The following is an 18109-nucleotide window of genomic DNA, read 5'->3' as shown; positions in this document are numbered from 1 at the left end:
TGAGACGATGATGATGAATCCTGCTTATTCGAATTCGGAATTGTTCGTCGGCGACGGGGAAATGGCATCGCTGATGCGGGCCAAGGATTGGTCCCGGACCTCGCTGGGCCCGGTCGAGACATGGTCCCAATCGCTCAAGGTCGCGGTGCGTATCCTGCTGACCAGCCGTTTCGACATGTGGCTGGGATGGGGCGAGGATGTCGCCTTCCTCTACAACGATGCCTATCGTCCGACGCTCGGCAACAAACATCCGGCGTCGCTGGCGCAGAAGACCCATTTGCTATGGGCCGAGATCTGGTCGGAGGTCGGCCCGCTGGTCCGCCAGGTCTTTGAGGAAGGCGAATCCACATGGAGCGAAGCCTTGCTGCTCCTGCTGGAACGCAACGGCTATCCGGAAGAAACCTACCACACATTCTCCTACAGCCCGGTCTTCGACGATAGCGGCCGCGTCGGCGGCCTGCTTTGCGCCGTCGTCGAGGAAACGGATCGCATCATCACCGGCCGAAGGCTCGATTCGCTTCGGATCCTCGCCACCGAACTGGCGACGGCGGAAGCACCCCAGGAGGTCTTCGCAGCCGCCCAGACCGCCCTTGCCGGCAACGCGCGCGACGTTCCGTTCAGCCTGATCTACCTGTTCGAAGGCGATGTCGCGCACCTGGTGGGCAAAACCGGCTTCGAAGGCTCGCATCCCGCCTTTTCCCATACGATCGACCTCACCGACGCTGCACATTGGCCGCTCGCGAGCGCCGGTGCCACGATCGACCTCGCGGACCTTGCGGAGTTGCCCCGCGGCCCCTGGCAGCGCCCGCCGGAGCGCGCGGTCATCCTGTCGCTTCAGGGCCAGGGCGGCGAAGTCGCCCATGGCGCGATCGTCGTCGGCCTCAATCCGCATCTGCTCCCGGACGGCGCCTATCGGGGATATCTGGAGCTCCTGGCGGGACAGGTAACATCGGGCCTGGCCAGCGCCGAGGCTTATGATACGGCGCGCCGGCGTGCTGCGGCGCTGGCGGAAGCGGCCCGCCTGCGGGAGGAGGCGGCGGAAGCCCTTCGTGAGGCAAATCTGCGGCTGGAAACGGAGATCGAGGCGCGGACGGCCGAACGGGACCGGCTCCGTACCCTGTTCCAGCGCGCGCCCGGCTTCATGTGCATATTGCGGGGGCCGGACCATGTCTTCGAATTCATGAACGAGGCCTATCTCCAGTTGGTCGGACATCGCGACCTGGCCGGGCTTCCCGCCCGCGTCGCCCTGCCGGAGGTCGAGGGCCAGGGATATTTCGACCGTCTCGACGAAGTCTATCGGACCGGACAGGCCTTCGTCGGCCAGAATCTGGAAGTCGACCTTCAGCGGGCGCCAGGATGCCCGCTCGAAAAGCGCTATCTGAACCTCGTCTACCAGCCGATAACGGAGGCGGACGGCACGATCACCGGCATCTTTGCCGAAGGCCATGACGTGACCGACCACGTCCGCAGCGAAGAGGCGTTGCGTCAGCTCAATGCCGATCTGGAACGTCAGGTGATCGAGCGGACGCAGGCGCGGGGCCTCACCTGGCAGGTCAGCCCGGACCTGCTCGGCGCGCTCAACCCCCAAGGCTATTTCGAGACCTCGAACCCGGCATGGCAATCCGTGCTGGGCTGGAGCGAGACGGAGGTAGCGAGCATGTCGATCTTCGACCTCCTCCACCCGGACGATGTCGAACGCACCCGCACCGGCTTCAACCTGACCCAGCGCGGCCAGCCGGCGATACGCTTTCCGAACCGCTATCGCTGCAAGGACGGCAGCTATCGCTGGATATCCTGGGTCGGCATCCCGGAAGACGGGATGGTCTATTGCAGCGGACGCGACATCACCGAGGAAGTCGCCGCGGAGGCAGAACGCGATCGGTTGTGGGCGTTGTCCGAAGATCTGCTGGCCAGGGCTGATTATAACGGCAATCTGCTGGCCGTGAATCCTGCCTGGACCAAGGTTCTCGGCTGGTCCGAACAGAAGCTTCTGACCGACGCCTATGTCGACATCATCCATCCGGACAATCACGAACATGTGATCGGGCTGCTCGACGAAATGAAACGCACCGGACAGCCGACCCGGTTCGAAAACCGTATCCTGGCTGCCAGCGGCGTCTGGACTCCGATCGACTGGACGGTGTCGCCGGAACCGGGCGGCGTCCAGTTCATCGCCGTCGGCCGCGATCTGACAGAGTATAAGGCCCGGGAAGAGGAGCTGCTGGTCGCGCAGGCGGCGTTGCGGCAATCGCAGAAGATGGAAGCAGTCGGCCAGCTGACGGGCGGCCTCGCCCATGATTTCAACAATCTGCTGGCAGGCATATCGGGCAATCTGGAGCTGCTGGAACTGCGGCTCGGCCAAGGCAAGACCAGCGGGCTCGATCGCTATATCGGCAATGCCCAGGATGGGGCGCGGCGCGCCGCCGCGCTGACCCAGCGGCTGCTCGCCTTTTCCCGACGCCAGACCCTCGATCCCAAGGCGATCGACATGAACGCGCTGATCGCCGGCATGGAGGAACTGATCCGGCGTACGGTTGGACCCGCCGTCCATGTCGAAGTGGTCGGCGCGGGGGGCCTGTGGCTGACCCTTGTCGATCCCTCCCAGCTCGAAAATGCCCTGCTCAACCTGGTGATCAATGCCCGAGACGCGATGTCGGATGGCGGCCGGATCACGATCGAAACCGCCAACAAATGGCTGGACACTCGCGCCGCCAAGGAACGGGAACTTCCACCCGGCCAATATGTCTCGCTGTGCGTCACCGACACCGGATCCGGCATGGCCCCGGAAGTCATTGCGCGGGCCTTCGACCCTTTCTTCACCACCAAGCCGCTCGGACAGGGAACCGGCCTCGGCCTGTCGATGATCCACGGCTTCGTTCGGCAATCGGGCGGACAGGTGCGCATCTATTCCGAAGTCGGCAGCGGCACGACGATGTGCCTCTATCTTCCCCGCTTCACCGGTGAGGCGGACGATGGCGCCGAGGCCGCCGGAGAGGCAGGCACGGTGGAAGCCGGACATGGCGAAACCATCATGGTCATCGACGACGATCAGGCCGTACGGACCCTGGTGGTCGAGGTCCTGCGCGAAGCCGGCTATGCGGTCATCGAGGCCGCCGACGGTCCCCGGGGGATAGAGGTCTTCAAGGCTGCTCGCCGCGTCGATCTCCTGATCACCGACGTCGGCCTCCCCGGCGGCCTCAACGGACGGCAGGTCGCCGACGCCCTTCGGGTCATCCGTCCCGGCCTCAAGGTGCTTTTCATCACCGGCTACGCGGAAAATGCCGCGATCGGCAATGGCCTGCTCGAGCCCGGCATGGAAGTGATCACCAAGCCTTTCGGCGTCGCCGCTTTCGGCGCCAAGGTGCGCGACATATTGGATCAGTGACCGACACGGCAGGATCGGCCGGATCCCCATTCTAAAGCAAGGCAGCCAGCCCTTCGCGAAGCGTGCGGCCACCATCCTCCGCATTCGGAACCGACAGGTCGATTTCCGCATGCACGGTCCGCCACACCGGCAGCGCCTCGGCAAGCACTTCCCGGCCCGTCGGCGTGAGCGCGAGGCGCCGCACCCGCCGGTCCCGGGGATCGGCGACGGGGGCGACCAGGCCGCGGCGCTCCAGCGGCTTCAGATTGGCGGTCAACGTCGTGCGGTCCATGGCAAGCAGGCGCGCCACCGCGCCCAATGGCGGAGGCTCCAGCCGGTTCAGCGCATTCAGCAGGGAGAATTGGCCGCTGGTGATGCCGAACGGCCGAAAGGCCTCGTCGAACCGCCGGGACAGCGCCCGCGCCGCACGCTGGGCCGCGAGGCAAAGGCAATGATCGCGGACGAAATGCGTCTCTTTGGTTGTAACGGCAGGACGTTTTGACATGGTCGATATATGTTGATATCAACTGTTCTTGTCAAGCCAGAAGGAGATTCGCATGCCCATCGACAACCAGGCCGAAATCGAGATCACCAGCTTCGCCTGGGTGCCGGAATTCGCGCGCGGCTTCGTCCGCGATCTGCGCCCGCGCTGGGCCTGCGAGGAAGCCGGGCTTTCCTATCGCCAGCGGCTGATCGGGTTCGAGACCGCCAAGAGCGAGGATTATCGCCGGGAGCAGCCCTTCGGCCAGGTTCCCGCCTATCGAGACAACGAGGTACAGATGTTCGAAAGCGGCGCCACGGTCTTCCGTATCGGCCAGCGTTCCGAACGGCTGATGCCGCGCGATCCCGCAGGTCAGGCGCGCGTCCTCACCTGGGTGACGGCCGCGCTGAACAGCGTGGAACCTTTCGTCTTCGATCTCGTCAATATCGACCTGTTCAACAAGGGCGAGGCCTGGACGGTCGAGCGGCGGCCACAAGTGATCGACACTCTGCGCGGCCGGCTGACCGCCTTGTCGGACTGGCTCGGCGACAAGGATTATCTCGAAGGCGAATTCACCGCTGCGGACATCATCATGGGAACGGTGCTGCGGGAGATTGACGACAAGGATCTGATGGCGGAATTCCCGGCCCTGGTAGCCTATCGCGACCGCTGCGTCGCGCGTCCAGCCTTCCAGCGCGCGATCCAGGCGCAGCTCGAATCCTTCGCGGCCGAGCCGGTGGCGGCATGACCGCCCCCGCATCGACAAGCATCGCGGCCGACAAGGTCGAGGTCCACAATATCGTCAGCCCGAACCATGTGACGCGGGTGGATGCGCGGAAATACCATGCCATGCGCGATGCACTGCTGGCGGTGCTGCCGCGCTCGGCGCCCGGCCTGACGGTCGCGGAGGCGAAGGAGCATTTGCTCCCGCACCTTCCGGATATTTTGTTCCCAGGCGGCGACAAGGCGGGGTGGTGGCTGAAGTGCGTTCAGTTGGATCTGGAATCCAAGGGCGTGATCGCGCGCGAGAATAGCAAGCCGCTGCGCTTGCATAGGGTCGACGGAGTCTAGAGGGCGCCTCTTCTCTGGCGGTTCACGTTGCCGGATGGCATGATCCGACTTCCACTGGAGTCCCCCTCATGCCTTTGCGAAGCGACCGCCGCCGCGCCTATGTCGCGAGCCTCTCCGGCACCGCGCTCGAATATTATGACTTCGCGGTCTACAGCAGCGCCGCGGCGCTCATCTTCGGCCAACTTTTCTTCGACGCGCAGGATCCGCTGACCGGCACGCTTCAAGCCTTCGGAACCTATGCCGTCGGCTATCTCGCCAGGCCGATCGGCGGGATTTTCTTCGGCCGTCTGGGCGACGTCATCGGCCGCAAGAAGGTGCTGGTCGCCACTCTGCTTCTCGTCGGCATCGCCACCTTCCTCATCGGCCTGCTGCCCACCTATGGGCAGATCGGCGCCGTGGCGCCCGCTTTGCTGGTCCTGCTGCGCTTCGCCCAAGGCGTGGGCGTCGGCGGCGAATGGGGCGGCGCGGTGTTGCTGTCGAGCGAGTTCGGGCGCAGCGGCCAGCGCGGCTTCTGGGCGTCCGCCGCCCAAGTCGGGCCTCCGCTGGGGACCCTGCTCGCCAATGGCGTTCTGGCGATACTCACCATCTCGTTGTCGGAAGAAGCGTTTCTGGCCTGGGGATGGCGGATCGCCTTCCTTCTCTCGGCCTTGCTGATCGGCTTCGGCCTCTGGATCCGCAACAGACTGGAAGAGACGCCGGTTTTCCGGAAATTGGCGGAAGCCGGCGCCCCTCCGGCGGCGCCGGTTACGGAGATCTTTTCCGACCATCGACACGCATTGGCCTCGGCAATGCTGAGCCGGATCGGCCCCGACGTGCTCTATTCGATGTTCGCGATCTTCATACTCACCTACGCGACACAATATCTCGGCGCATCCCGCGCTGCCGCGGTCACCGCCGTCCTCATCGGATCCGCGGTGCAAATTCCCCTGATCCCCTTTTCGGGCTGGCTGTCCGATCGGGTCGGACGAAGATCTCTCTATGCGGTGGGCGCGGTTTGCGGCGCGGCCTGGACCATTGGCTTCCTGGTTCTTGCGCGCGACGGGTCAGCGCTCCTGCTTGGCATCGTAGGAGGCCTCGTCTTCCACGCCTTGATGTACGGTCCGCAAGCCGCCTTCATCGCCGAGCAGTTCCCGGCGCGCCTGCGCTACACCGGCAGCTCGCTCGCCTACACCCTCGCGGGCATCTTCGGCGGCGCCGTCGCCCCCCTCGCCTTCAGCGCCATGCTCGCCCATGAAGGCGCACCGCTCATGATCGGCGCCTACATTGCCGCCGCCAGCGCCCTCACCCTTGTCGGCCTGAGGCTGGGCCGCGCGGTCGAGGACGAAGAATCGTACTAGCTGTGTAACGAGCCCCCGGACACATGTCGCACCTCGATCCTGAGCACCACGTCGCCTAGCCTTGCCTGGCTCACCCCTCCAGCGTCTGCGCAGCACCACCCGATCTTCCCTGCGATCGAAACGACCGCCGGGTGAAGATCCTGGCGATCCACCCCTCAGGAATGGGAGCCGCCCACAAATCGGCACGCTTCAATGGTCCGAGCAAATCTGCCCGCAACTAAGCCTTAACTTTCAAATGCGTAGGGAATTGCACCGATCACCGGTTCGTGAACGTCCTGCGCCAGGAGCCTCTTCCCTTTGTACCAGAACACAGATTGGGGCTCGCTGTCGGAGTCTCTGGATCTTTCGGGATCGGTCCACGACTTCCTCGAATGCACGAGCGACTGTGTCTTCATTCTCGACGAGAATTGGCGCTTTACGTACCTCAATCGCCGGGCAAGCCTGGAGATCACGCCGGACGGTCGGAACCTGATGGGCGAGATCATCTGGGATGCCTTTCCCGAGACCGTGGGGAGTGCTTTCGAGGAGAATTATCGCCGCGCCAGGGAGTTGGCCGAGGAAGTCAGCTTCGAATGTTTTTTCGAGCCGCTATGCGCTTGGTACGAGGTGCACGCCTCGCCCATTAGCAGCGGTGGGCTAGGGGTCTGGTTCCGCAACATAAACGAAAGACGGAAGCAGCTCGCCGCACTGACCGCGGCCGAGGAAAGGCTCCGCCTCGCCGCCAAGGCGACCCGAGATCTGATTTTCGACTGGGACATTGGGTCGGGAAGACTGCAGTTCCAGGATTCCTATGACACATTTCTTGGCTACGCCCGCAATGACCTGGGCGGCGACATCGAAATGTTCATGGCTTTGGTCCATCCGGACGACCGGGACAGGCTGCGCAGCGACATCCGACAAGCGATCTCGGGCGATGGCAACCATCTCGTATGTGACTGCCGCCTTGCCAGCAAGGATGGGCGATATGCGGACGTGATCATCCGGGCATTCCTCGCGCGGGACGAGGAGGGCTCCGCAACAAGGCTGGTGGGGGCGGTCGAGGACAACACGGAACGCAATGCTGCGATTCGGGCATTGCGGGACCGCGAAGCTCACCTTTCGAGTGTGTTCGGTCAGGCCATGGTGGGCATCATGCACTGTGCTCCTGACGGCCATATGTTGATGGTCAACCGCAGGTTCTGCGAGATATTGGGACGTTCAGCGGACGAACTGCGCGGGTTGGATTTCACTGACTTCACGCACCCCGAAGATCTATCATGGAACGTGCCGCTCCACCGCGCAAAAAAGGCAGCAGGCGAATCCTTTCAGATCGAGAAGCGATACGTGCGCGGGGACGGCTCCATAGTGTGGTGTGAAGTCAGTGTGTCCTTCTTGCGCACGGATGATGGAAGGCCGCCGAGCTGCATCGTAGTCGCCCAGGACATCTCCGCACGCAAGTCGGCTGAAGAAGCGCTGGGAAATCAATCCGATCTGCTGCAGACGGTGGTCGACAGCGTTCAGGACCTCATCTTCGCAAAAGATTGCGAAGGCCGGTTCGTGCTAACCAACAAGGCTCTGACCGATTCCTGCGGTGACCTCCTGGGCATCCGGACCATCGATCGTTTCCCGGCCAAATTCACCGACATATACGAGTCGGTGGACGAGGAAGTGATCCGCTCGGGGGCTCCAAAGACCGTCGAGGAAATCATTCCTGTCGGGGGTCGGGAGCGCTTTTTTGAAACGGTCAAAGTGCCCTGGGTGGAACGGGGCCAAACCGTGGGCGTGATCGGCGTCTCCCGCGACATCACCGACAACAAGGCAAACGCTATCGCACTGCGGAAGAGCGAGCTGCTTTATCGCAGCGTGCTGGAGGCGAGCGCCGATTCCATCGAAATTCTCGACCTGGACGGCAATATTGTGATCGCAAACTCCTCTTCATTGGCTGCCACGGATGTCCGATCGCTCGATCAGATCCGCGGCAAGGCGTGGCTCGCCAATTGGCCCGACAGCAGCCGAGAGAAAGCCAAAGACGCGTTGGCAAAGGCGCGCAATGGTAGGGTCTCGAGGTTCAGCGCATATTCTCAAGACAGCGAGCAGTCGCTGCGGTGGTGGGACGTGGTCGTCAGCCCCATGTGCGACGAAGACGGCAGCATAACCGGAATATTGTCGGTATCGCGTGACACCACTTTCCAGCGCGAGGCTTCCGCCAAGCTCAAATGGGCCAGCGAACATGATGAGCTGACCGGCCTGCCGAACCGGCGCGCATTCCAGAACCATTTGCAGGCCGCAACGCTCAGAGCCATGAATTCGGGCGGGTCGATCGGGTTGCTGCTGATCGATCTGGATCACTTCAAACACGTCAATGATACGCTGGGTCACACGGCAGGCGATCATCTGCTCAGAATATTCGGTGAGCGGTTGAAGCAATGCTCCCGCGTCAACGATCTGATCGCCCGGCTGGGCGGGGACGAATTCGCAGTCCTCATCGAGGGTCCAGACGACCGGATAGACCTTGCCGGCGCCGGCGCCGCGATACTGTCGCGGCTACAGGAACCGGTCGAATTCGGCGGGCGGGCTCTGGGCATCAGTGCCAGTTTGGGCGGAGCTGTCTATCCAAAGGACGCAATGAGCGCGAATGAGCTGTTCGAAAATGCGGATATCGCGCTCTACGCGCTCAAGGGAAGCGGGCGCGGCGGCACTAGGATGTTCGAACCCTCCATGCGCGCTCGCACCCAAATCGTCTCGTCACAACTCAGTCTGGCGCGAGCTTCGATCATGGATCGAACCATAGAACCTTACTACCAGCCCAAGGTCGATCTGCGGACCGGGCAAATCGCCGGATTTGAGGCGCTCCTGCGCTGGCACCATTCAAGTCGTGGCATCCAGCTTCCTGGAAGCGTAGCGGAAGCATTCAAGGATTACGAACTGGCTTCCAAGATCAGCGAGCGCATACAACAGAAGGTGTTTGCGGACGTGAAAGCGTGGTTGACCAAGGATGTCGCCTTTGGCCGAGTCTCGATCAATGCTGCGCCAGTCGAGTTCCTTCGCGACGATTTCTCCGAACGAATGATCGATCGCATGCGGGCGCTGAATGTCCCGCCCCATCTGATCGAGCTGGAAGTGACCGAGAACGTGTTTGTGGAGAGCGGATCGACATTCGTCGAACGCGCGCTGCAGAAACTGCATGAGTTCGGTGTGAAAATTGCCCTGGACGATTTCGGAACCGGCTATTCATCGCTTTCGCATTTGCGCGATTTTCCCGTTGACGTGGTGAAGATCGACCGCTCCTTCGTACGAGGCATGATCGACAATTCTGAAATGATGGCAATCGTTTCCGCTGTCATACATCTGGCAGCCAGCCTGAAGATCGAGGCGGTCGCCGAAGGTGTCGAGACGGAAGACCAGATGTGCCTGCTCGCCCGCGAAGGTTGCCCATTGGGACAGGGCTATTTTTTCGGCGAAGCGATCGAAGCCAGCCAGGTCGCCGAGCGTCTTGGCAGAGGCCCCGGCTGGGCCAGTTCCTGGGTAGCAGCGAGAACCATTCAGGCTTGAGCAAACACGAGCCAGCGGGGGAACATTACCAAAAGCTCCGTTGGACCAAATCCGCCGACGATATGCTCGCTTCGATCGCGCCTTCTGGTCCATGAATAGGCCAGACAATAACAGAATCGAACGCACTTCTGGTTCAGGACAGTGGAACGCAGTTTCCCCTGCCGCCCCTATTCCTTGCAGGCGCCGCCGTCCGGCCAGCCGGTCCAGCCCGGTCCGCGCACCACCTGGCCCGGCCGCGCATCGGTGGCTTCGCCATCGCGCAGCACCTCGACGCCGTTGACCAGGACGAAGCGCATGCCCGTCGCATATTGATGCGGCTTTTCGAAGGTGGCGTGATCCTGGATCTTGGCCGGATCGAAGATGGCGAGGTCCGCGAAATAACCGGGCTTCAGGCTGCCGCGTTGGCGCAGGGAAAGATTTTCGGCCGGCAGGCTGGTGAGCTTGCGGATCGCCTCGGGCAGGCTGATCACCTTTTCGTCGCGGACATATTTTCCGAGCAGACGGGCGAAATTGCCATAAGCGCGCGGATGGGTCATGGATTTCAGGAACACGCCTTCGGCCGCGGGCGCCTCGGCGTCGGAATCGAACGACACCCAGGGCAGCTTGATCTGCCGCTTCACATTGTCCTCGCTCATCATGAAATAGACGACCTGGACGCGGCTGCCGTCTTCGATGACAAGATCCATCGCCGTCTCTTCAGGGGTCTTGCCGCGGATCCTGGCGACCTCGGCAAGGGCCTTGCCGGTATATTTCTTGAGGTCGTCATTCTTGAAGCCGACCAGCAACACCTTGTCCGGACCTCCGGCGGCATAAGCCAGATTCTCCCAGCCGTCGCCGGGGGTCTTCATTTCCGCCATGACCTTCGCACGCGTCGCGGGATCCTGGAGACGTTTGGCCCATGCTTCGTAGCCGCCCGCCTGGACCCAGGTCGGCATCGCCGCATCGAGACCGGTCGACCCGGCAATATAGGTGTACATGTCGGCGGTGATGCGCTGGCCCTTTGCCCGTGCCGCCTCGACCCGTTCGATCACCGCATCGAGCTTGTGCCAATTGTCGCGGCCGCCTTGCTTCAGGTGGTAGATTTCGGCCGGCCCGCCACTCGCCCGGCTGATCTCGATCAGCTCGTCGACCGCCTCGACCAGCTTGGTGCCCTCCGATCGCATGTGACTGATATACATGCCGCCGCATTTTGCGGATTCCGTCGCGAGCGCGATGAGTTCGGGCGTTTCGGCATACGTGCCTGGCGCATAGATGAGCGAGGATCCGACGCCCATCGCGCCTTCCTCCATCCCCTGACGGACCAGGGCCCGCATCCGTTGCAGCTGGGCCGTATCGGGATCGACATCGCCCTCGCCCAATTCATGCTGGCGGATGGTGGCCGTGCCGATGAAGGAGGCGACATTTGGCGACACCCCCTTCTTGACGAGATAATCGAGATATTCTCCGAAGCTGGTCCATTCGATCGGATATTTGATGTCGCCCTGCCGCTGGACCGCCAGACGCTTCATCTCCGGGGACATCGGCCCCATCGACGAACCCTCGCCGAACACTTCCAGGGTCACCCCCTGCTTGATGTCGGACATGGCGCGGCCGTCGACGATCAGGCTTTCGGTCGCCCAGCTCAGCATGTTGATGAAGCCCGGCGCGACGGCGAGGCCGGTGGCGTCGATCTCGCGCGCGCCGCGGCCCGGGAACCGGCCCTTGACCACTTCTATGATCTTGTCGCCCCTGATCACGACGTCGCCCCGATAGGGCGCACCGCCGCTGCCGTCATAGATGGTGCCGCCCCGGACGACGACATCGGCCGCCTGCGCCACGCTGGACGCCGCCGGCTGCGCCAGCGTGGCCGTGCCGGGCGAAGCGAACCCGATCGCCACCGCCGCGACCGTCGCCGCTAATATCGTCCTAAATCCGCTCTTGCCCATCATCTCGATCCGCTCCCACTATCATTGCCGCTCTGAACTTCGTTCGCCGCCGAATCCGGCGGACACCTGACCCTTTTCTGCGGAAGGACCCATGGTCGCAAGCGCCGAAGATCAAACCCGCTTCACGCCTCCGACGCCCTTTCGGCTGCGATCCGCCGGCTGAACCAGCGGATCAGCAGGAAGGCGTTGAGGATCATCAGCACGCCATAGATGTTCTGCGTGACCGCCAGTTCCAGATTGCCGAGCACCGTCAACGTGAGGAAGATGGCCATGGTCGCATTCTGGACGCCGACCTCGATGGCGAGGGTCATCGCGTCCCGGCTGCGGGCGCCAATCGCCTTGGCGATCAACAGCCCGCAACCCATTGCCACGACATTCAGGGTCCAGACCGCAGGGCCCGCGGCGACCAGGTTGAGCAGCACCATGTCGAGACTGACGGCGACCGAGAAGGCAATGACGCCGAGCAGCACCACAAGCGACGTCGGCCGCAGCCAGCGCGCCATCTTCGCCGATGCTTCGGGCGCGAAGCGATGGACGATCATGCCGACGGCAATCGGCAGCACCGTGATCGTGAAGAGCTGCTTCATCGTGTCGAGGATGGAGAGTTCGGGCACCTTGCCGCCGCCCCCTGCCAGGAAGAAAGGCAAGGCCCAGCTCAGCAGCAATGGTATGGTGAAGACGGTGAGGATGGACGTCACGGCCGTCAGCACCACCGCCAGCGCGACATTGCCGCCGCCGACGAAGGTCAAGGCGTTGGAGGTCGTGCCCGCCGGACAGATCGAGATGATGAACAGGCCGAGCGCAAGCTCCGGGCCGAGCCCGAACAGGCTCCCGACGGCAAGGCCGAGCAAGGGCATCATCACCATCTGGCCGCCAAGCCCGGCGGCAACCGTCCGGCCATTCAGCAGCACCAGCTTGAAATCACGCAAGGCGAGCGTCAGGCCCAGGCTGAACATGATCAGCATCAGCCCGACCGGTACGAAGACCGTGTTGACGAGGGCGATGAAGTCCTGGCTCATCGGGCAGCATCGCAAGCGGCAAGCGGCCGCGGCACCGGAACAATCATTCTCTCCCCCTTCGCGATGGAATGGCGCCGGTACGACGCTCGACCAGAGCGACAATGGTGACAAGAGAAGGATTTGTCCATTCGCGCCGGGCGGCCTGCCTGTGCGAACGGTGATACGGGTCGCGTCGTGACGACGCCGCTACGGCCCGTTGCCCGCCTGCAGCCATCCGGCGATGTCGTCGATGAATTGGGAGGAAACGGGCCGCGTCCATTCATATTCGTCGGGCGTCATTCTCCCCTCGCCTTCCTGCATGATGTGGTTGAGCCGGGGATAGGCCTTCAAAGTCACACCCCGCCGTCCCTCCAGCGCTTCTTTCCAGGCGGCCCAATCCTCGGCGGTTATCAGATAATCGCGGTCGCCATGCATGATCAGCGCGCGGCCTCCCCGGTCGGTCAGCCGCTTCATTTGTCCGATCGGATCGATCGCCGCCATATCCCGCCAATACCAGACGGGACTGCCGTGGATGATCTCGTCGGCATCATCGGCCGCGGTGAGAGCATTGATCCGCTCACCGTTGCGGCGGATTTCAGCGGCACGCTTCTTCTGCTCCGGATCCGTCGCAATGCCCGTCACGTAATCCGCCTGCTGGATCAATATGTCGCCGATCGGCCTTGGCGAACTGGCCATGACCACCGCCCCGGCAAGTCCGTTCCTGTTGGCGATGGTGGCCGCCACCATTCCGCCCTGGCTGTTGCCGAACACATAGACGCGGTCGGGATCGACGCGCGGCGTGTTCTTCAGAAGCATCGCGGCGCTCGAAGCATCCTCGATGAATTCCTCCTCGAGCGTAGGCGGCTTGCGGAGGGATTTGAAATGATCGCGATGCTCGGTCGTTCGCTTCGTATAGCGCACCACCGCGATGCCCCGCGCGGCGAGCCCCCAGGCCAGATCGCGAAAGATAGTGCTTCCGCCGACATTCATGTCGAGCGTGCCCGGACCGGAGCCGTGGACGAGGACGATCGCGGGGAAAGGGCCCGTTCCCGCAGGCATGGTCAGTGCCCCCGTCACCTGCCATTCGCCGCTGCCAAGCTTCACGACCTGCTCGGAGACCCCGGCGGGAGGCTGCGCGGCCGGCGATGGCGCCGGATCGGCCGGCTGGGCGGAGGCAGGCAATGCCAGTCCCGCAAGGAGGAAGAGCCCCGGCAAGGCTACCAACGAGATCAAACCTCGCAGGAAACTGGATACGGTCTTCAATTCGCTCTCCCACCATCCTGCGCGGACGCCTAAGCCGAGCGAGTGCCGCTGCTTGGCTTCCTTTCCGCGTCACTTCGCTGTGACGGAAACACCATCTCCCGGATTTCCAGAAGATGAACAGGTCGCCCGTTCAGTTGGACAGCAGCGATTTGCGGAAGAAGTCGCGCACCGCCGGCAGCGACACTGCCGCCTCTATCGTGGTGACATGATCCTGGCCTTCGAGCCACGCGACCTGCCAGCCCATCCTCTTCATCGCCGGTTCGGCCTCGCGCAATATGGCTGCAAGGGGGAGGTCCACGCCGTGGAGCGGAACGCCGATATCCTCCGTCCCCATGAACGCCATGCGCGGTATCTCAAGTTTCGCCATCTCCTCGTCCTCCGGCCATTGCGGGAGTGGTGAGTAGAAACCGACGGAGGACCAGAGCAGCTTTGGATCCACGCCCCCCGCGGCCTCCATGGCCGTCGCCATCCTGGTCGTGATATCGACCATGTCCTGGTAGGGCGCGTCGAGTGGCGGAAATCCTCCGACTGCGAGCGCCGACACGCGATCGCTTCGGCACGCCACCTGAACGCCGATCGCGCCGCCATAGCTGTAGCCGACCCAGCCAAAGCGCTCGACGCCGGCCGCCTCGGCTATGCGCTCATATTCGGCGGCCGCGATGCCGGGCGTGAAATCCATCCCGAGGGGATTGCCGGTACGTCCGAACCCGCGCGGATAGTCGGCGACGATCAGGAAGAAATCCTCCTTCAATCCATCGATCCACTTATCCGTATCGTCCCCGTCCGTGCGCCCGAAGGAGGCGTAGAAATGCGGCCCCAGAAATAGCGCCGGACGGAGCGGATCGCCATGGGTGGCGAACCAGATCTCTGTTCCGTCGGCCGCTGTCAGGCTTTTCATGGCTTCCTCCCGCGCCGTCTTGCTCACATCCGCTTCGCTTCGATGCGCTTCCGATATTCCGCCACCGCGTCCTCCAGCCCCTTCAGAGTCATCGCCGCATATTCCTCTCTCGATGCCGGTCCAGCACCCTCCGGAAAGACCGCGACAGCGATCGCGCTTATGGTGAGACGGCATCCATCGCCATCGCCCTCGATCCGGTGATCGAGCCATGCGGTCGATCCCCATTCCGGCGCCTCGATTTTCACCAGCAATTGCTTCTCGGGAACGCATCTTATGACGGTTTCGGTGCGGGCCATCTCGAAGGTGTCCCTGTTCATCGCGACGCGCGCACGCGCGGTTTCCGCGGGCCATGCGCCCGAGAGGATCTCGCAGGATGTCAGGTTCGGCCTGTGGACCAGATCCGCCACCGCTTCCCAGACTTGCTCCCGCCGTGCGGTGACATGTCCGCTCGCTTCGGCCTGTATCTCCAAGGTGATCTGCGCAGTCATGATGCGTCTATTGTCCTTTCATGGCGGTATTGAGGATGGGATCCGCTCCTTCGGCTGGTCACGGAGTATCGCTGCGGCAAACCCCGTGAAATCGGCCATGCAGACAGCTACCGAGCCTATCCCCACGTCCCCCACCCCGGCGCCTCCGTCGTGCCGCCGAAGCTTCCCGGACCTCAGGTGCTAGACGACGGCGCTTTCGAATGTCGCCAAACCGCTTTCGAACATCGCCAAATTGCGTTCGGACATGTTGCCGGAATCGCTCGGCCGCTTGATCGATCGGAGGGCTTCAGGGTGAAGGTGACGAGCGCGAGAAGGAACATGGCACTGCCTCCAACAGCCGGGCATCCGCGAGCGGGGCGCCCTGCCGCCGCCTTGACGGAAGACGGCGGCCATGCGCAGCATTCCGATATGACGACATGCTCCCACCCTCAGTCGCAATCCCTTTCGCGCCCGGTGCCGGGTCGACGCTACCCGGCTCCGGCCAAGGATGCCGCGACGTTGGTCATGCCTTACACGCTGGAGGATCAGGTCATCCACCAGTCGGATGAACGGCGCGATTTGGTCGAAGCTTTCATGCCGCTCAGCGACAACCGCCATTATCGACTGCAGTCGATCGGACATTATGGAGCTGGGCAATATGAGTTTTGCGGTTTGTCGGACGGCTTCTTCATCGTGTTCGGCGATGTGAACCTCGCCGCACCCCTATCGCTCTACATGTCCTATTCGGATTCGCTGCAGGTGCATGTGGCCAGCAATGGCGATAGCGAATATGTCTTCCCGGAAGGCGACATCCTGAGCCTGGAAGCAGCAAATACGTCGATCTTCATCACACCTGCCGGCGAAGCGGCGGTCGAAGCGACCTTTGCCGGCTGTAACCGGTACATTGGCCTGTCCATCCATCGCGAGGCCCTCAAGACTCTCTATGCGGGCGGTGAACACGAACTGCCCGATATTCTCCAGCTCTTCCTGGAGGGCGGATTGCAACGCACGCTCGCGCGGAGTCTCCCCTTGAGGGCCGCCTTGCTGCGCTGTCTGGAGGATGTGCACGCCTGCCCGCTGGAGGGACTGCGCCGGCGTCTCTTCCTCCAGTCGAAAGCTGTCGAGATATTGTGCCAGGCGATCGAGGCGCTGGAACATGCGGAAGGCTTCGGTTCCGCCGAAGCCACGATGCTGACGGCGCGGGGCGTGATGAAGGCCCAGCGCCTGCTCGCGGAGAATTTCGCTGCCCCCCCGTCGCTGGAGAATCTCGCCCATGAGGTCGGCCTGAGCCGCAGCGGGCTGTGCGCCGGCTTCCGCCAGATCCTGGGTCAGTCGGTATTCGATTATACGCAGGACCTGCGGATGCAGCAGGCGCTGGCGATGCTGAGCGAGCGAGACGCCTCGATTTCACAAATCGCCTATGCGGTCGGCTATAATCGCGCGTCCAGCTTCTCGGTCGCCGTGCAGCGTCATTTCGGCGCCACGCCGACGGAACTGCGGCGGCGTTGCACCTCGCCAGTTAACTAGCCGCTGCGCGGCGCAACTAGGCACTCGCTATTCATATCTCGACTGCGTCCCGAATCCATCTCTCAATAAGGGAAAGGCGAGGCTGGATGCACTCCGCTCAGACAGGCAGCGCAAAGCGAAGACCGCGGCTGATTGCCCCAGGGATGACGCTCAGGTGCGTTTCGCCGTCGAAGACGATAGCCTCGACTTGAGTTCCAGCGGGGGCCTTTGCGGCTTTCAGCCGGTCGGCCAAGCCAACCGCATGCGTGATCATGCCGAAGGCGGTCAGCATCGCCTGCATTTGCTCACGCGTCGCGCCTGAGGGTATCGTTACATGGTCGGCCAGCTTCTCCTCGAACTCCCCCGCCGTCAACAAGACGCGCGGCGCGACCTTGCCAGCCGCGAGCTGTGCCACGAGATTGACCTCGTCCTTCAGAATCGAGCCATTGTTCCAATTGATCGATGGGCTGTTGACCAGATAGGTCCGATAAGCCTCGGGATAGTTGAACAGGATGTGCAGCGCGAAGAGGCCGCCAAAGGAATGGCCCCATAAGATGGAGTCATGGCGGTCGACCGGGTAAGCTGCTTCGATCTGCGGTCGCAGTTCTTCGGTAAGAAATTGATGGAAGAGGTCGGCTTGGGCGTAGGTCGCGCCCTTGGTCAATGGTGAGGTCTCGAAGGCGGCAAGGGTGGCGGGATCAGGAGGGGAAGGAAGCAAGTCGGCCATGCGTGTGCGCGAGGCCGTCTCCCAACCTTTGCCGTAGCCGACGCCGACGACATAAGCGGGCTTCACTTCCAAAGCGATGCTTTGCACCATCAGCGCGTCGGCGGCGGTGTGAAAATCGAAGTCAGCATCGTTCAGATAAATCACCGGATACCCTCCCGGAGGCCTCGGCGCCGCAGCCGGCGGCTTGGCCACAAGGATGCGGTAGACCCGGCCAGTGAATTTTGACTTCATGTCCCACTGCTCGGCATCAGGGCGCACCAACGGTGAGCGGACTGGCGCCGGCTGAGAAGGATCGACGCGTATGCCGGTCCCCGCCATCGTCGTCGAACCAATGGTAGCGAGGGCAGACGTCGTTGCGGTTGCGGCGGAAACCGCCAATGCAGTCAGTGCCGCGCGTCTATCAATGTCCATGCAATTTCTTTCTCTCTGCCGCCCCCAAGGGCAAAAAATCTCGGACACGGCGGCAATTGGGTCGGGACCGCAGATTCGCGAGGGACAAGTCGAATTTGCGTAAACCATAGCGCCGGTCGCTTTCGATCGG

At 62.9% G+C, this 18109-nt stretch carries 13 protein-coding genes; 6 read left to right on the top strand and 7 right to left on the bottom strand.

Going from position 1 to position 18109, the window contains the following annotated elements; all coding sequences use genetic code 11:
* Positions 1 to 7: 7 nt before the first annotated feature.
* The gene (locus RQX22_RS16735) at positions 8 to 3385 is read left to right on the top strand and encodes a PAS domain S-box protein (protein WP_315727960.1); all 3378 of its coding nucleotides are present in this window, start codon (positions 8 to 10) and stop codon (positions 3383 to 3385) included.
* 31 nt (positions 3386 to 3416) lie between these two features.
* Here RQX22_RS16735 and RQX22_RS16730 read toward each other — a convergent pair whose 3' ends face one another.
* Positions 3417 to 3869, bottom strand: coding sequence for a MarR family winged helix-turn-helix transcriptional regulator (locus RQX22_RS16730; protein WP_315727958.1), 453 nt, complete (start codon positions 3867 to 3869; stop codon positions 3417 to 3419).
* Positions 3870 to 3921: 52 nt separating this feature from the next.
* Between RQX22_RS16730 and RQX22_RS16725 the strand changes: the two genes are divergently transcribed.
* From RQX22_RS16725 to RQX22_RS16710, 4 genes are all read left to right on the top strand, one after another.
* Positions 3922 to 4593: a glutathione S-transferase family protein gene (locus RQX22_RS16725; protein WP_315727957.1), complete on the top strand. Its 672-nt coding sequence runs from the start codon at positions 3922 to 3924 to the stop codon at positions 4591 to 4593.
* Entirely contained in the window at positions 4590 to 4916 is a 327-nt protein-coding gene (locus RQX22_RS16720; RefSeq protein ID WP_315727955.1) for a DUF6958 family protein, read from the top strand. The genes RQX22_RS16725 and RQX22_RS16720 overlap by 4 nt, the downstream gene beginning before the upstream one ends.
* A 74-nt stretch (positions 4917 to 4990) precedes the next feature.
* Positions 4991 to 6253 (top strand): MFS transporter, encoded by a 1263-nt coding sequence (locus tag RQX22_RS16715; protein WP_315727953.1) that lies wholly within the window; start codon positions 4991 to 4993, stop codon positions 6251 to 6253.
* A 297-nt stretch (positions 6254 to 6550) separates the two neighbouring features.
* A complete protein-coding gene (locus RQX22_RS16710) occupies positions 6551 to 9784 on the top strand; it encodes a sensor domain-containing protein (RefSeq protein ID WP_410001657.1) in 3234 nt (1077 codons plus the stop codon).
* A gap of 167 nt (positions 9785 to 9951) precedes the next feature.
* On the opposite strand, the gene RQX22_RS16705 is transcribed toward RQX22_RS16710, so the two are convergent.
* From RQX22_RS16705 to RQX22_RS16685, 5 genes are all read right to left on the bottom strand, one after another.
* Positions 9952 to 11712: an N-acyl-D-amino-acid deacylase family protein gene (locus RQX22_RS16705; RefSeq protein WP_315727951.1), complete on the bottom strand. Its 1761-nt coding sequence runs from the start codon at positions 11710 to 11712 to the stop codon at positions 9952 to 9954.
* 119 nt (positions 11713 to 11831) lie between these two features.
* A complete protein-coding gene (locus tag RQX22_RS16700; protein WP_315727949.1) occupies positions 11832 to 12728 on the bottom strand; it encodes a bile acid:sodium symporter family protein in 897 nt (298 codons plus the stop codon).
* Between the two features lie 186 nt (positions 12729 to 12914).
* On the bottom strand, positions 12915 to 13970 hold the full coding sequence (locus RQX22_RS16695) for an alpha/beta hydrolase family protein (RefSeq protein ID WP_315727947.1): 1056 nt from the start codon (positions 13968 to 13970) through the stop codon (positions 12915 to 12917).
* Positions 13971 to 14100: 130 nt separating this feature from the next.
* Positions 14101 to 14868: an alpha/beta fold hydrolase gene (locus RQX22_RS16690; RefSeq protein ID WP_315727945.1), complete on the bottom strand. Its 768-nt coding sequence runs from the start codon at positions 14866 to 14868 to the stop codon at positions 14101 to 14103.
* 23 nt (positions 14869 to 14891) lie between these two features.
* Positions 14892 to 15356, bottom strand: a complete 465-nt coding sequence (locus RQX22_RS16685; protein WP_315727943.1) for an SRPBCC family protein — start codon at positions 15354 to 15356, stop codon at positions 14892 to 14894.
* Positions 15357 to 15764: 408 nt separating this feature from the next.
* On the opposite strand from RQX22_RS16685, the gene RQX22_RS16680 reads away from it, so the two are divergent.
* Positions 15765 to 16862, top strand: coding sequence for a helix-turn-helix transcriptional regulator (locus RQX22_RS16680; RefSeq protein WP_315727942.1), 1098 nt, complete (start codon positions 15765 to 15767; stop codon positions 16860 to 16862).
* Between the two features lie 97 nt (positions 16863 to 16959).
* On the opposite strand, the gene RQX22_RS16675 is transcribed toward RQX22_RS16680, so the two are convergent.
* On the bottom strand, positions 16960 to 17979 hold the full coding sequence (locus RQX22_RS16675) for an alpha/beta hydrolase (RefSeq protein WP_315727940.1): 1020 nt from the start codon (positions 17977 to 17979) through the stop codon (positions 16960 to 16962).
* Positions 17980 to 18109 lie beyond the last annotated feature (130 nt).

The sequence above is a fragment of the Sphingosinicella rhizophila genome, assembly GCF_032378825.1.
GTDB classification, from domain to species: domain Bacteria; phylum Pseudomonadota; class Alphaproteobacteria; order Sphingomonadales; family Sphingomonadaceae; genus Allosphingosinicella; species Allosphingosinicella rhizophila.
Note: the sequence above shows the minus strand (reverse complement) of the source record. Positions and strands in the feature narration are given on the sequence as shown.

Coding starts and splice junctions, on each gene's coding strand:
- RQX22_RS16700 (WP_315727949.1), bottom strand. CDS start 12,728: ATGAGCCAGGACTTCATCGCCCTCGTCAACACGGTCTTCGTACCGGTC.
- RQX22_RS16735 (WP_315727960.1), top strand. CDS start 8: ATGATGATGAATCCTGCTTATTCGAATTCGGAATTGTTCGTCGGCGAC.
- RQX22_RS16690 (WP_315727945.1), bottom strand. CDS start 14,868: ATGAAAAGCCTGACAGCGGCCGACGGAACAGAGATCTGGTTCGCCACC.
- RQX22_RS16680 (WP_315727942.1), top strand. CDS start 15,765: ATGACGACATGCTCCCACCCTCAGTCGCAATCCCTTTCGCGCCCGGTG.
- RQX22_RS16725 (WP_315727957.1), top strand. CDS start 3,922: ATGCCCATCGACAACCAGGCCGAAATCGAGATCACCAGCTTCGCCTGG.
- RQX22_RS16685 (WP_315727943.1), bottom strand. CDS start 15,356: ATGACTGCGCAGATCACCTTGGAGATACAGGCCGAAGCGAGCGGACAT.
- RQX22_RS16720 (WP_315727955.1), top strand. CDS start 4,590: ATGACCGCCCCCGCATCGACAAGCATCGCGGCCGACAAGGTCGAGGTC.
- RQX22_RS16675 (WP_315727940.1), bottom strand. CDS start 17,979: ATGGACATTGATAGACGCGCGGCACTGACTGCATTGGCGGTTTCCGCC.
- RQX22_RS16730 (WP_315727958.1), bottom strand. CDS start 3,869: ATGTCAAAACGTCCTGCCGTTACAACCAAAGAGACGCATTTCGTCCGC.
- RQX22_RS16705 (WP_315727951.1), bottom strand. CDS start 11,712: ATGATGGGCAAGAGCGGATTTAGGACGATATTAGCGGCGACGGTCGCG.